Here is a 13,164-nt window from a genome sequence, read left to right on the forward strand (position 1 = left end):
CCTCACCAACGAAGAATTTTGGGGTGAGGTCGCTTAAAAAGTTATATTATTTGAGCCAAGAAAATGTCAACTTGACAAGGACGAGTGCATTCCAGTCCATCACAGGTTTTGTGCGGAAGGCGGCAGCTAACCTCCACTCAACATTAAGAAGAACTTCTATTATCACTTTGTGAAACCGTTTACAAACTAACTTCAAAACGTTAAAATTTAAGTAGAGTTAGATTGGAGGAGTAATTATATGGATGTAACAAGAAACTTAGTGAATAATGATTTTAAGGATATTTTGTTGAATCGTCACTCATATAGAAAGTTTAAGAGTGATGTTAAGATCAGTCGTGAAGAAATTTCTGAGATGTTGGAAGAAGCAATCACATCACCATCAGCTTGTAACTTGCAGTCATGGCATTTCGTTGTTTGTGATGACGAAAAGGGTAAAGAAAAAGCCCGTTCAATCATGATGCCATTTAACTACCCACAAACGGACAGCTGCTCAGCTTTGATTTTTGTGTTGGGTGACACACAATCACATTTGAAGTACCGTGACGTTTGGAACAAAGCTTGTGAAGATGGCAGAATTACTGAACAAGAACGTGACAAGATTTTCAATACATTTTTGCCATTGTATGAAAAAGCTGATCGGACATTCTTGGAAAAAGATGCCACGATTGACGCCAGTATGGCCGCAATGCAATTGATGCTAGTGGCCAGAGCTCACGGTTATGAAGCTAACGCTATGTCAGGATATTACTTCGATAAAGTAGTGCCCGCATTGGGATTAGATGCAGACAGATATATTCCAATCACATCAATTGCTATTGGAAAACCAGATGGAGAATTTACAAAGTCGGTTCGTTATGACGTTGGGGATGTAAGTACATTTCTATAGAGCGTGGAATAGGCCCGCTTAGATTCCGAGCATTTGCCTAAGAACTGGAATTGCCCGCCGCACTTGCGGGTAATTTCAGTTCTGTAGCAAAGCACAGGGATCTGGCCTGTGGAACGCGTTTTGGCTATATCGCATAGAACCATGGTTATTTAAAAGCAGAAACAAAAAAGAGAAATCCCTCAAAAAAAAGGATTTCTCTTTTTTAAACTTTTCTCCGTTCTTTAAAGAAGTAGATCACCGTCATAACGACTAAGAATACAACTCCAACTAACAACGACAAAGTAGTTTCTGGATTCAAGAACATGAAAATTAAAATGACAACTAAAGCCAAAATTGCTAGGTAATTACTGATTGGGAATAGTGGCATTTTGAATGGATGATCTTTCATCTTTTCTTTATTAATTTTTCTAAATCTTAATTCACTGAACAAGATGACAAACCAAGGTACCATACCGGGTAAGACACTGGAACTATAGACGATAACGAAAATGTTACTGGAGGTATGGAAGAAAATTGGTAGAGCGTAATTCAAAATTAAACCGATCAAGATACCGATGGAAATGGCTAAAACAGGGATGTACGGAACGTTATGGCGTGACAGTTTAACGAATGATTTCGGTAAATGATTTTCTAAACCGAGGGTGTAAAGCATTCGACTGGAACTGAAAATTCCTGAGTTACAACCTGACATGGCAGCCGTTAACATTACGAAATTGATGATTTCTGCTGCGAAGGTAATTCCAACTTTGGCAAACGTTTCGACGAATGGTGAACCCATAACGCCTAACTTGTTCCAAGGGTAGATTGCAACGATGACAAAGATAGCACCGATATAAAAAATCAAGATTCGACCGACGATTGAACGAATGGCTCTGACGATATTTTCTTGAGGATTTTCCGCTTCACCGGCAGTGATTCCGATAACTTCGATTCCTTGATAGGAAGCAACGACGATCGACAAGGCGAAGATGAATCCTTTCAGACCACCTGTGAAGAAACCGCCATTAGTCCAAAGATTACTGATACCAACCGGATGACCGTGATTTCCGATGCCAAAGACGATCACGAAGAATCCTAAAATAATCATCATAATGATAGTTAAAACTTTGATCAACGCAAACCAGAATTCCAATTCACCATATGCTTTGACAGATGAGAGGTTAGCCAGGCATAATGTTATAACTACCACAACTCCGGCAATCCATTTAGGCATCGTTGGGAACCAAAACTCGAGATATGTTCCGACAGCAATGACTTCACTGATCCCTACTACTAAGTATTGGAAAACATTGCTCCAAGCAGTTAAGAAACCAACTACCGGATGTAAATATTCGGTGGCGTATTTGGCAAAAGAACCAGTTGAAGGATCAACGTATAACATTTCGCCTAGAGCTCTCATTACCATATAAAGAATTAAACCTGCTAATCCATAAGCAAGTAAAACTGATGGCCCAGTCCATTTGATTGTGGAAGCAGAACCCATGAACAGACCAACACCAATTGTTCCCCCCAGAGCAATCATTTGCATTTGTCGTGATGACAAACTGCGGCTCAAATTATCTTTAGCCATGTTAACCTCAATTCTTTTGTTCATGATTTGTGAACAACTGTTTTTGTAGCATGGGATATATCATACCGCAGTCTTGGAAAAATGTCATGGTTTTTTTCATTTTGTAATGAAAATGCTCAAATGTGGATGGAATGAATATTATACGAACAATTTGATTGAAATTTAACACATAATTTATGAAAATTTGTTTCAATATAAATATCATAATATGTATTTACAAATAATGATATAAATTAGATAATAAATAGTATCAGTAAAGGAACGTTTTGCATTCAAATAAGTGCGGAAAAGGTTCAAAAGTTACTATAAATTTCCGTACAGAATATTTCTTGGATTCAGAATATAGGAAAAAATTATGGATATTAATATTTTTATTGAACGAAGGAAATCGTTGAAAATATCCCAAGTGAAATTATGCAAGGGTATCTGCACACAATCAACGCTCAGTAAGTTTGAGAACAACGGTCGAATCCCTTCTCTTGCAATATTAAGCAAGCTATGTGAACGTTTAGGTTTGTCAGTTGATGACTTGTATCGCAATTCAATTGAATCAACGACCCATATGAAAATGGTTTTAGATAGAGTTGAAAGTGAATTGATGATGGAAAGCTATTCGCAAGTATCTCAAAGTCTGACTGAAATCAAAATCGATGAAATCAATAACGATGCCTTGAAAATGCAATATTATTATCAAAAAGGACTCTATCTTGCATTGACTAAAGGTAAGCCAGAAGATGTCTTCTTTGATTTTGCCCAAATCTTGGACGATCTAGATGAACGTCATCAAAGTATTTTTAGTTATTTGTCATATATCGGGTTGGGGAAACTGTATCAAAATTTGAAGAGAGATACTCAAGCGAAGTTCTTCTTCGGTAAAGTTGAGGATTATATCGACGTTCATAAAGATGAAACCTTCCAAAAAAGTGGCGTGAACGTTTACTTGAGAATCCTGACACTAGTTTTCTACACGGCCGAATTCTTAATTAAACAACACGAATTCAAAAAGAGTCGAGATTTGATCAAACGCGGAATCAAGTTGTGTTCTGAGCAACATATCACGTATTATTTACCACGGTTAAAATTGTTGGCAGCGGAAATCGCTATCTATGAAGAGGAGTCGTATGAAACAATCGACAATCTTTTGAGTGAAGCACTAGCTTTTGCCAAAATTAATCAGAATGAGAAAGTAGAGTTACGAGTTAACGCGTTGCGTGAAAAATACAATCGTGAAAACCAATAAAAAAAGTCTAGTCAATCGACTAGGCTTTTTTAGTAGCTCTATTTAAAATGAAGATTCCAATTAAATCTAATAAAATCAATCCTAAAATAGTGTAAAGCCAAGTTGCTGGTGAACCAGTTTGTGGCAAGGTATCGTGACTATTTTGATGAGGTACGTTGGTCTGATTAGTTGATGTGTCAGGTACTCGTGGCAAAAGTGGATTGTGATTCTCATTTGTGGACGGAGTACTTGGAATCTCTGGGTCTGGATCTGGATCAGGAAGCAAAGGATTGTCAGGTACTACTGGTGTCTCAGGCGTTACAGGAGTAGTAGGAGTTTCTGGGTTCTTTGGCTCCTCTGGAGTCGTAGGAACACTTGGTTCTGTTGGAATAGTGGGTGTTTCTGGATCTATTGGTGTTTCGGGTTCTTTTGGTTCGTTAGGATCTTTTGGCTCCCCAGGATTTGGATCAGGATCTGGTTTTGGCGCTGGTTCAGCAGGAGTTACCTTTGGTGAGTGGGTATTTACTATTTGAACATTATTATCGTCAATTAAATCGATATTGGTTAAATAATCGGGAACTTGATCTTCAGAAACTGAATATTTCTTATCAGCGGCCAAATCTTTCCAAGTATATTCCCAATTGTTTTTAGCATTTAAGACGACCTTAGCAGAAGCTTTTCCATCTACTAATAAATGAACAGTTACTTCATTAGGGCGAAGTCCATCTTTATTATCCTGGTCGTTCCAAACTTTCTTGACGGTAAATGATTTAGTTGTTGGTGGAACAACTGTTGAAGGCTTTTTGGTATTCGTAATTATCGCATGTTGATTATCCGTGACATCGACATTGGCAGTGTAACCAGAGACAGCTTGTTCAGTGACTGAGTATTTACTATCTTTACTTAAATCATTCCAAGTGTAAGTCCAGTTATTATCGGAATTTAATGTTACCGGGTCACCATAGGCCTTGCCATTAGCAGTTAGTTGAACGCTAACAGATTTAGGACGGCTAGCATTTGTATCACCGCTCCATTTCTTTGTAACGGTAAAACTAGTTTTTTTAGGAACCGGTGTAACTTTGTGAGTATTCGTTATAACGGCCGCATTGTCACTGGCTTTAATGCTTGTCGAATAGCCATCTACTTTAGTTTCAGCGACATGATAGTCAGCTTTAGTTAATTTTTTCCAAGTATAAGTCCAATTATTTTTTGTATTCAAAGTAGCCGTATCGACAACTTTGTCATTACTGTCGAGCAATTGCACATTGACTGATTCGGGACGGATCTTATCACTATTATTGTTGTCATCCCAAACTTTGGAAACTTTGTAATCGGTAGTTTCAACAGGTGGTGTCACGCTTTTATAAGTGTTGGTAATAGTGTAATTGTAGATTGGATGATCTTTTGCATTATTAGTAACTTCCCCATTACTTGTGACAGAACTATTGTAATTTTCGGGAACATTAGCTTCTTTAACTGAATAAACAACTCGCGTGCCATTAGCTGAAAATCGCTTTAGATTAGTAAAACTAAATTGCCAGTTCTTACTTTGATCAGTGGTTGTTGATTGGACTTTTTCGTCATTAGCATAAAGATCGATCTGAATACTATTAGGACGGTCTGTTTCGGTGCCACCGACCCACTTCTTAGTCCCCGTTACGCTAGCAGTATTTTCCGAAGTGTTGGCACTACCAGAAGCATTGTTATCAGGTGAAGTGATAGGAATGGTAGCTAAGGTTTGATTGTTACCATTCAAAATACCAGTGTTGGAATAATTGAATGAAACGCCGTTATCAGTTTGTTCGGTTTCATATTCAATAAAGTAAGCACTACTAATGTTACCAAAGTTAACGTTAAATCCAGAATCTGAGGTGTCCGTTATAACGCTGAAATCTAATTCAGAACCTAAATCATAGTTATAACTATTAGGACGATATTTAACGTTGTAAACATGAATTGAGTCAGGTACTAATTTCTGATTAGCTCCGACGATGTCTTTATAAACGGCATTGTTGATTGCATTTGGAGTCGAATTGCCTTCGTAATTGACTCGAACTTGCCAAAGAATTTTATTCGAACCAGTTTCTTCATAAGATCCCCATTTATAAAGTACTTCATTTTTGGCTGGACCAGTACCAGTATCGACATTGATGGTTGTTCCAGTATTAGGATCAGAAGTAGAACCATTGGACGTCCAAACAATAGGGACGTCTTTTTGAGTAGTAATGAAATTCTTATCCCAGCCAGTGGTTAATTGAAAACTACCCGAAATATTGCCAACATTGTCAGCCGCTTGCGCATCAGCGGTGAAAGTTAAACGAATCTTTTTATCGCTACGAGTTGCCGCAAGGTTAGCAATGACGGTCTCAGTTTTTGAATCCTTAATTAGAACCCCAGAAATATCGTTGTTCAAAACTAAAGCTTCAGGAATTTTGACTGTCATCGTATCGCCAGCTTTAATACCTTTACCTTGTGGAATGGCAAAGTTCCAAGTGGCTTGCAAACTATCATTGATATTACTAGAAGTGACCGGTTCTTCACCAGTAGTTAAGTTTTTCAAACTAGCACTAGTAATAAATTGATCGCCATAATCAGTGCTGTTATCAGCCGCCATGACAGTAGTAATTGAACTGTTCATGAAAACTGACAGGATTATGACTAATAAACTAAATATGTTCTTTCCCTTTTTAAACATATTATTAATCTCCCTCAATTGAACTTTATGTAGATTATAATACTACTTTCATTATTATTTTTATGACTGGGTTTGATATTTCTGTAGATAACGAACAAAAAAATGAAAGTTCATATATTAACAATGAATCATAAAGATCATTTGTATGAACTATTTACGAGCTTTATAAGTTTGTTTCTATCATAAAGTGAACATAAAAATCATAAAAAGGCATTAAATAATCATAAAGCACGATTGAAAACGGATTCATATGAATATATCATAAAAAGTGTAAAGAGATAGTTTTAAATTTATTGGAGGCAATTAAAATGGCAAAAGCTACAAATATCAATGAAGTATCAAAAGAAAGTTGGATTTTAAATACATTCCCAGAATGGGGAACATGGTTAAATGAAGAAATTGAGAACAAGAAAGTGAAACCAAATACTTTTTCAATGTGGTGGTTAGGTTGTACAGGAATTTGGCTAAAGACAGCTGAAGATACAAACATTTTAGTTGATATGTGGTGTGGAACTGGTAAACAAACACATGGTAACGGAATGATGCGTAAAGGACATCAAATGCAAAGAATGAGCGGTGTTCAAAAGATGCAACCAAATCTAAGAAACCAACCATTCGTTATCGATCCTTTTGAAGTTAAAAATGTGGATGCATTATTTGTAAGTCATATTCACTCAGATCACTTGGATATTAATACAGCTGCAGCAGTAAATAAGAACTGTCCAGATGCTAAATTCTATGGTCCTGAACAAGTTGTTAAAATTTGGCAAGGCTGGGGCGTTCCCGCTGAAAAGACAGTTGTTGTAAAACCTGGTGACGAAGTAACTATTGGAAAGACAAAGGTTAAGGTACTAGAAGGATTTGATAGAACTGCTTTGGTAACTGAAGATGATCCTGATGTAAAACTCAAGGGTAAGATGCCACAAGATATGAACAAGATTGCTGTTAACTACTTATTTGAAACAACGGGTGGAAATCTTTACCACGCAGCAGATTCACATTATTCTAATATGTTTGCAAAACATGGTAATGAAAATCATATTGATGTTGCATTGGGTGCATACGGTGAAAATCCAAGAGGTATTACCGATAAATTAACATCATCAGATATTTTAAGAATGGCTGAATCATTGAAGACAAAAGTTGTTATCCCTGTACATTATGATATTTGGACGAACTTCATGACAGATCCTAAAGAAATTGAAAATCTATGGAAATTCAGAAAAGATCGTTTGCAATACAAATTCAAACCATTCATTTGGCAAGTAGGTGGCGAGTTCACATATCCAGATGACAAAGACAGAATGGAATACAACTATGATCGTGGATTCTCAGATACATTCTCAATTGATAACGACACACCATTCCCATCATTCCTATAAAAAAAGAAACGTGGTGCATAAATAATGATGTTACAAGATATGTTGGCAAAGGATTTAGTAGAAATTACTGATCGTAAGCCAAAAGATTGGCAAGAGGCATTAAAAATAGCTGCCGAAAAATTAGTTGAACATGGATACATAAAAGAAGCTTACATAGATGAAATTATTAAAAATGTTGAAGATAATGGTCCATACATTGTAATAGTACCTGGTGTAGCAATGCCACATGCTAATGCAAAAAGTGACAATGTTGTTGGTACGGCTATTGGCTTTACAAAATTTAATGATTCTGTAGACTTCGGGCCAGATTCACATGCAAAATTATTCTTCACGTTAGCTGCTCGTGATCCGGATGAGCATTTAAAAAATATCGGTGAACTATCAGACATGTTAATGACTGATGGATTAATTGAAAAATTAATGGATGTAAAAAACATTGATGATCTGAAAGAAATAATTGGATCTGACTAAAAAAGGTAGGCGAATATAGGGTGGATAACTTTTTAGACATACTTATGAAAATTTGGGATTACTTTGCTACAAATATTTTGACCCAACCAGCTTATATGATCGGTTTTATCGTATTGTTAGGATACATTCTTGAAAAGAAGCCGATTTATGAGTCAATTGCAGGGTTTATGAAAGCCGTCATTGGTTACATGATATTGATGGTTGGTTCTAGTGGATTGGTAAATAGTTTTAGACCAATTTTAACTGGATTAAAAACTAGATTTCATTTAACCGCAACCGTTATTGATCCATACTTTGGACAAAATGCTGTTACAGACGGTGTTGTTAAAACATTTGGTAGAAGTTTCGGTGATGTAATGTTACTACTCTTATTCGCCTTTGTTTTTAACATTTTATTGGTTAGATTTCAAAAATATACTAAGTTACGTTCAGTATTTACAACTGGTAACGTTCAAGTTCAACAGGCTGCCACAGCATTCTGGATTCTGTTATTCTGTTTCCCAGAAATGGGCAGAATGCCAGTTTTACTAGTCATGGGTGTCATTTTAGGACTATATTGGGCAGTTGGTTCAAATATGACCATTAGATATACACAAGATTTAACTGATGGTGGTGGTTTTGCCATTGCTCACCAACAAATGTTTGGTATTGCTTTAGTATCATGGTTGGCTGATAAGATGAAAAAACATGATGAAAAGCATTCTAAAGAAGCTAAAAAACTTGAAGATATTGAATTACCTGGATTCTTGAAGATTTTCAATGAAAATATGGTTGCTACTGGTATCTTAATGTTATTCTTCTTCGGAATAATTATGTTGGTATTAGGTCGTCCATACTTTAATGAAGTATATGTAACAAGTAAAGGCGCTTCAGGATTAGCTCCAAATGGAAGTTTCTTCTTCTATATTTTGACTACATCTCTAGGATTTGCTGTTAACTTGGCAATCTTGCAATTAGGTGTACGTACCTTCGTTGGAGAATTAACAGAAAGCTTCAGTGGTATTTCTGATAAATTACTACCTGGTTCAGTACCTGGTATCGATGTCGCTGCTACATTCGCATTTGGTGAAGCAAATGCTGTTACAATTGGTTTCTTATTCGGTGCTTTAGGTCAATTCTTGATGATTGGTGCATTGATTTTGTTCCACTCACCAACAATTATTATCGCTGGATTTATTCCATTGTTCTTCGATAACGCTGCCTTTGGTGTATATGCCAACAAACGTGCAGGTGCTAAAGCAGCAATGATTTTGCCACTATTGAGTGGTATGATTCAAGTTCTTGGTGCCGCATTTATTGCAAGTTGGATTGGTTTAGCCAAATATGGTGGTTACCTCGGAATGTTTGACTGGGATACATTATGGCCACTATTTACAGTAATCATGAAGTATCTAGGATTTGCAGGTATCGCAGTAGTAATTATTATTTTGGTTGTTATTCCTCAACTCGAATACAGAAAAGATCCAGAAAATTACTTCTTAATGGTAAATGATTACGATAAGTATAAAGAAAACTTTAGCAAAAAATAATTAATTTATTTTGGAGGCAAATTATGAAAGTTTTAGTATCATGTGCAAATGGATCAGGAACAAGTTTAATGATGATGAGAAGTGTTAAAAAGGCATTTCAAAGATTAGATATTCCTATTACGAATATTGAACATACAAGTATCGCAGAAGGAACAAGTACAGCAAAACAATACGACGTTGTATTTACACCAATGAACTTCGTTAACATGTTCGACGATGCAAAGACTAAGGGTGTAACAGTTGTCGGAGTAAAGAATGTTTTGAGTGATAAAGAAATTGAACAACGTGTAAAAGATGAAACAGATTTCGTAAAATAAGGGAGATTTTTCACAATGAAACCAAATTTACAAGTAGCTTTAGATAATAATACTTTGGAAAGTGCTTTAGAAGATGTTAGAGAAGTTGGAAATATTGTTGATATTGTCGAAGCAGGAACAATTCTAATTCTTCAAGAAGGAACTAAGGCTGTTAAATCATTAAAAGCTTTATTCCCAGATAAGACTGTAATTGCAGATACTAAATGTGCAGATGCTGGTGGCACAGTAGCCAAGAATATGGCAGACGCTGGTGCTGATTGGATGACATGTATTTGTTCCGCAACAATTCCAACAATGGAAGCAGCAAACAAAGAGATTGATGAAATCCAAGTTGAGTTGTATGGTAATTGGACTAAGGAAGATGCCCAAAAGTGGTTAGATGCAGGTATTTCCCAAGCAATTTATCATCAAAGTAGAGATGCATTGCTATCAGGTGAAACTTGGGGCGAAAAGGACTTAAATAAAGTTAAGATGCTTGTAGATATGGGCTTTAGAGTTTCAGTTACTGGTGGATTAAACGTAGACACACTTAAATTGTTCAAAGGAGTAGACGTATATACATTTATTGCTGGTAGAGCTATTACAAAAGCTGATGATCCAGCAAAGGCAGCAACTGATCTCCAAAACGAAATCAAACGCATTTGGACATAATAAAAAAACGTTTTGAGGATGATCATTATGAAAAATTCACTTTCCAATGTACAGGAGCGAAGAAGCGAGTTATTAGAAATTGTAAATAAACATCAATCTGTATCTGTGGAAAAACTAGCAGAGATGCTAAAGGTTTCAGAGATAACTATTAGAAGAGATTTGAGAATTTTATCGGAAATGGGTGTAGTTGATTGGCGCAATGGGGTTGCTACATCAATAGATGGTAAAGCACTGTCTTCTGGATCAATTGACGTAAAAGCTGGAAGTAGAGTGGATCAAATTAAAATGAAAATAGCTGCTGCAGTACCTAGTTTTATCAAAGAGTCCAGTACAATATTTGTCAATTCAAGTACTTTGTGTTGGATGGCTATAAATCAATTGGCATCAAAGAGATTGACGATTATTACGAATAATGCACATGCTACTGAATCTGTACATCATCCTCAGACAATTATTATTTTAACTGGTGGAGAAATCAGATATCCGAAAGAATCATTAGTAGGTGGAGTCGCTATTGAATTACTGTCAAGTATGCAGTCTGATTATACGATTATTGGAATTGATGGTATTAGTGTTAATGGCGGTCTAACAACACAAAATTTATATGAATCACAAGTAAATGCAACGATGGTAAAACGAACTAAAAAGAAAGTTATTTGTTTGGCTGATTATCGAAAGATTGGAGTTACAAGTAATTATCATGTAGCGGATATTGATGATATCGATATTCTGATTACAGATAGTTTTGCTAATGAGAAGGTCATTAGATCTTTTCGCCGACGCGGTATTGAAGTGGTTCAAATACAACTAGGTCATTAGGAGATGTAAATATGAACTCACTTGGGATATACGAGAAAGCGCTACCAAAAAATCTAAATTGGCACGATAGATTAAACTTAGTTAAAGAATTAGGTTTCAATTTCTTAGAGTTTTCGGTAGATGAAAGTGATGAGAGATTGGAGAGGCTTAACTGGAGTAAAGAACAACGTGCTGAAGTTAGGAATGCAATATGGGATACAGGAGTACGCATCCATACCATAATGCTAAGTGGGCATCGAAGATTTCCATTAGGTTCATATGATAAAGAGACAAGAGAACATTCAATTGAAATGTTATACAAGGCCGTTGATTTAGCTGTTGATTTAGGTGTGAGAAATATCCAAATGGCAGGTTACGATGTCTATTATGATAAAAAGAGCATGACATCTAGGGAATACTTTATGGAAGGTTTGGCTAAGTGTGTCGCATACGCTGCTAGCCACGAGGTCATGTTAGATATAGAAACCATGGATGATCCGTTCCTCAATTCAATTGAAAAAGTGGATCATATAAAAAATGAAATTCATAGTCCTTGGCTACAAGCTTATCCAGATTTAGGGAATATAACTGCTTGGCCTGAAAATGATGTAGGTTCAGACTTGGAAGATAATATTGATTCTATAGCGGCAATCCATCTTAAAGATACTTTACCTGTAACAAAAGATTTTTCCGGAAAATTTAAGGATGTTCCATTTGGCGAGGGAACAGTGGATTTCAAGGGATGTTTATCTGAATTGAAGAGACTAAATTATGATGGAGCCTATACGATTGAAATGTGGAGTGAAAACTCTGATGATCCTATCGTACAAGTGAAAAAAGCAAAGAAATTCTTCGATGATATTTTTGCCGAAATTGGAATAGAACAGGAGGCGATTTGATGCTTGAATCTTTAAAAGAAGAAGTTTATGAAGCAAATATGAAATTACCCAAATTAAATTTAGTTACATTTACATGGGGCAATGTATCAGGTATTGATAGAGAAAAAGGATTGTTTGTCATTAAGCCATCCGGTGTAGAGTATGATAAATTGACTCCTGACGATATGGTGGTTGTAAATCTAAAAGGTGAAGTTGTTGAAGGAAAGCTAAATCCTTCAAGCGATACTCCAACGCATACGGTCTTATATAATAAGTTTCCAGATATTGGTGGAATCGTTCATACACATTCACCATGGGCAGTATCTTTTGCCGAAGCTGGTATAGATATTCCAGCTTTAGGAACAACACATGCAGACACATTTTATGGACAAGTTCCGGTTTCAGATGCTTTAACAGAAGAAGAAATTAAAGAAGCATATGAAAAAAACACTGGAGATGTTATCGTTCGAACATTTAAAGAACGTGGAATCGATCCAGAAGCCGTACCAGGAGTGTTAGTAAGACAACATGGCCCATTTACTTGGGGAGCTACGCCTGATAAAGCTGTATACAATGCAAAGGTGTTGGAAGTCGTTGCAGAAATGGCATATCATGCACTTCAATTAACTCGTGATAATATTGAAGTACCACAATATTTATTAGATAAACATTATTATAGAAAACATGGTAAGAATGCTTACTATGGACAAAAAAATTAATAAAAAAAAATCAGAGCGAAAGACTCTGATTTTTTTTATCCAGTTTGAT

The 13,164-nt window shown here is 36.1% G+C and carries 12 protein-coding genes; 10 read left to right on the forward strand and 2 right to left on the reverse strand.

The window, feature by feature from the left end; all coding sequences use genetic code 11:
- Positions 1 to 238: 238 nt before the first annotated feature.
- The gene (locus tag EGT49_RS06540) at positions 239 to 886 is read left to right on the forward strand and encodes a nitroreductase family protein (protein ID WP_135372688.1); all 648 of its coding nucleotides are present in this window, start codon (positions 239 to 241) and stop codon (positions 884 to 886) included.
- A 202-nt stretch (positions 887 to 1,088) separates the two neighbouring features.
- Here the strand turns inward: EGT49_RS06540 and EGT49_RS06545 are convergent, their stop codons facing one another.
- Complete coding sequence (locus EGT49_RS06545; RefSeq protein ID WP_135372690.1) at positions 1,089 to 2,456, reverse strand: amino acid permease; 1,368 nt, start codon at positions 2,454 to 2,456, stop codon at positions 1,089 to 1,091.
- Positions 2,457 to 2,811: 355 nt separating this feature from the next.
- On the opposite strand from EGT49_RS06545, the gene EGT49_RS06550 reads away from it, so the two are divergent.
- Positions 2,812 to 3,696 (forward strand): helix-turn-helix domain-containing protein, encoded by an 885-nt coding sequence (locus EGT49_RS06550; RefSeq protein ID WP_135372692.1) that lies wholly within the window; start codon positions 2,812 to 2,814, stop codon positions 3,694 to 3,696.
- A gap of 19 nt (positions 3,697 to 3,715) precedes the next feature.
- Here EGT49_RS06550 and EGT49_RS06555 read toward each other — a convergent pair whose 3' ends face one another.
- The gene (locus EGT49_RS06555) at positions 3,716 to 6,370 is read right to left on the reverse strand and encodes a Cna B-type domain-containing protein (protein ID WP_135372694.1); all 2,655 of its coding nucleotides are present in this window, start codon (positions 6,368 to 6,370) and stop codon (positions 3,716 to 3,718) included.
- 308 nt (positions 6,371 to 6,678) lie between these two features.
- Here EGT49_RS06555 and ulaG point away from each other — a divergent pair, with 308 nt between their 5' ends.
- Genes ulaG through EGT49_RS06595 form a run of 8 tightly spaced genes read left to right on the forward strand, consistent with a single transcriptional unit; the run spans position 6,679 to position 13,115 of the window.
- The gene (gene ulaG / locus EGT49_RS06560) at positions 6,679 to 7,752 is read left to right on the forward strand and encodes an L-ascorbate 6-phosphate lactonase (protein WP_135372696.1); all 1,074 of its coding nucleotides are present in this window, start codon (positions 6,679 to 6,681) and stop codon (positions 7,750 to 7,752) included.
- Positions 7,753 to 7,776: 24 nt separating this feature from the next.
- Positions 7,777 to 8,223: a PTS sugar transporter subunit IIA gene (locus EGT49_RS06565; RefSeq protein WP_135372698.1), complete on the forward strand. Its 447-nt coding sequence runs from the start codon at positions 7,777 to 7,779 to the stop codon at positions 8,221 to 8,223.
- Positions 8,224 to 8,267: 44 nt separating this feature from the next.
- A complete protein-coding gene (locus tag EGT49_RS06570; RefSeq protein ID WP_425456256.1) occupies positions 8,268 to 9,752 on the forward strand; it encodes a PTS ascorbate transporter subunit IIC in 1,485 nt (494 codons plus the stop codon).
- Between the two features lie 23 nt (positions 9,753 to 9,775).
- Complete coding sequence (locus tag EGT49_RS06575) at positions 9,776 to 10,069, forward strand: PTS sugar transporter subunit IIB (protein WP_135372702.1); 294 nt, start codon at positions 9,776 to 9,778, stop codon at positions 10,067 to 10,069.
- A 15-nt stretch (positions 10,070 to 10,084) separates the two neighbouring features.
- Positions 10,085 to 10,720, forward strand: coding sequence for a 3-keto-L-gulonate-6-phosphate decarboxylase UlaD (locus EGT49_RS06580; RefSeq protein ID WP_135372704.1), 636 nt, complete (start codon positions 10,085 to 10,087; stop codon positions 10,718 to 10,720).
- Between the two features lie 27 nt (positions 10,721 to 10,747).
- Complete coding sequence (locus tag EGT49_RS06585) at positions 10,748 to 11,539, forward strand: DeoR/GlpR family DNA-binding transcription regulator (RefSeq protein ID WP_135372706.1); 792 nt, start codon at positions 10,748 to 10,750, stop codon at positions 11,537 to 11,539.
- An 11-nt stretch (positions 11,540 to 11,550) separates the two neighbouring features.
- Entirely contained in the window at positions 11,551 to 12,417 is an 867-nt protein-coding gene (locus EGT49_RS06590) for an L-ribulose-5-phosphate 3-epimerase (protein ID WP_135372708.1), read from the forward strand.
- The gene (locus tag EGT49_RS06595; protein WP_135372710.1) at positions 12,417 to 13,115 is read left to right on the forward strand and encodes an L-ribulose-5-phosphate 4-epimerase; all 699 of its coding nucleotides are present in this window, start codon (positions 12,417 to 12,419) and stop codon (positions 13,113 to 13,115) included. Before EGT49_RS06590 ends, EGT49_RS06595 begins: the two co-directional genes overlap by 1 nt.
- Positions 13,116 to 13,164 lie beyond the last annotated feature (49 nt).

It is taken from the genome of Companilactobacillus suantsaicola, from assembly GCF_004745525.1.
GTDB lineage: Bacteria > Bacillota > Bacilli > Lactobacillales > Lactobacillaceae > Companilactobacillus > Companilactobacillus suantsaicola.

Excerpts from the sequence above, each read along its gene's own strand:
- EGT49_RS06565 (WP_135372698.1), top strand. The coding sequence starts at position 7,777 with ATGATGTTACAAGATATGTTGGCAAAGGATTTAGTAGAAATTACTGAT.
- EGT49_RS06585 (WP_135372706.1), top strand. The coding sequence starts at position 10,748 with ATGAAAAATTCACTTTCCAATGTACAGGAGCGAAGAAGCGAGTTATTA.
- EGT49_RS06545 (WP_135372690.1), bottom strand. The coding sequence starts at position 2,456 with ATGGCTAAAGATAATTTGAGCCGCAGTTTGTCATCACGACAAATGCAA.
- EGT49_RS06550 (WP_135372692.1), top strand. The coding sequence starts at position 2,812 with ATGGATATTAATATTTTTATTGAACGAAGGAAATCGTTGAAAATATCC.
- EGT49_RS06580 (WP_135372704.1), top strand. The coding sequence starts at position 10,085 with ATGAAACCAAATTTACAAGTAGCTTTAGATAATAATACTTTGGAAAGT.
- EGT49_RS06590 (WP_135372708.1), top strand. The coding sequence starts at position 11,551 with ATGAACTCACTTGGGATATACGAGAAAGCGCTACCAAAAAATCTAAAT.
- ulaG (WP_135372696.1), top strand. The coding sequence starts at position 6,679 with ATGGCAAAAGCTACAAATATCAATGAAGTATCAAAAGAAAGTTGGATT.
- EGT49_RS06595 (WP_135372710.1), top strand. The coding sequence starts at position 12,417 with ATGCTTGAATCTTTAAAAGAAGAAGTTTATGAAGCAAATATGAAATTA.
- EGT49_RS06570 (WP_425456256.1), top strand. The coding sequence starts at position 8,268 with ATGAAAATTTGGGATTACTTTGCTACAAATATTTTGACCCAACCAGCT.
- EGT49_RS06575 (WP_135372702.1), top strand. The coding sequence starts at position 9,776 with ATGAAAGTTTTAGTATCATGTGCAAATGGATCAGGAACAAGTTTAATG.
- EGT49_RS06540 (WP_135372688.1), top strand. The coding sequence starts at position 239 with ATGGATGTAACAAGAAACTTAGTGAATAATGATTTTAAGGATATTTTG.
- EGT49_RS06555 (WP_135372694.1), bottom strand. The coding sequence starts at position 6,370 with ATGTTTAAAAAGGGAAAGAACATATTTAGTTTATTAGTCATAATCCTG.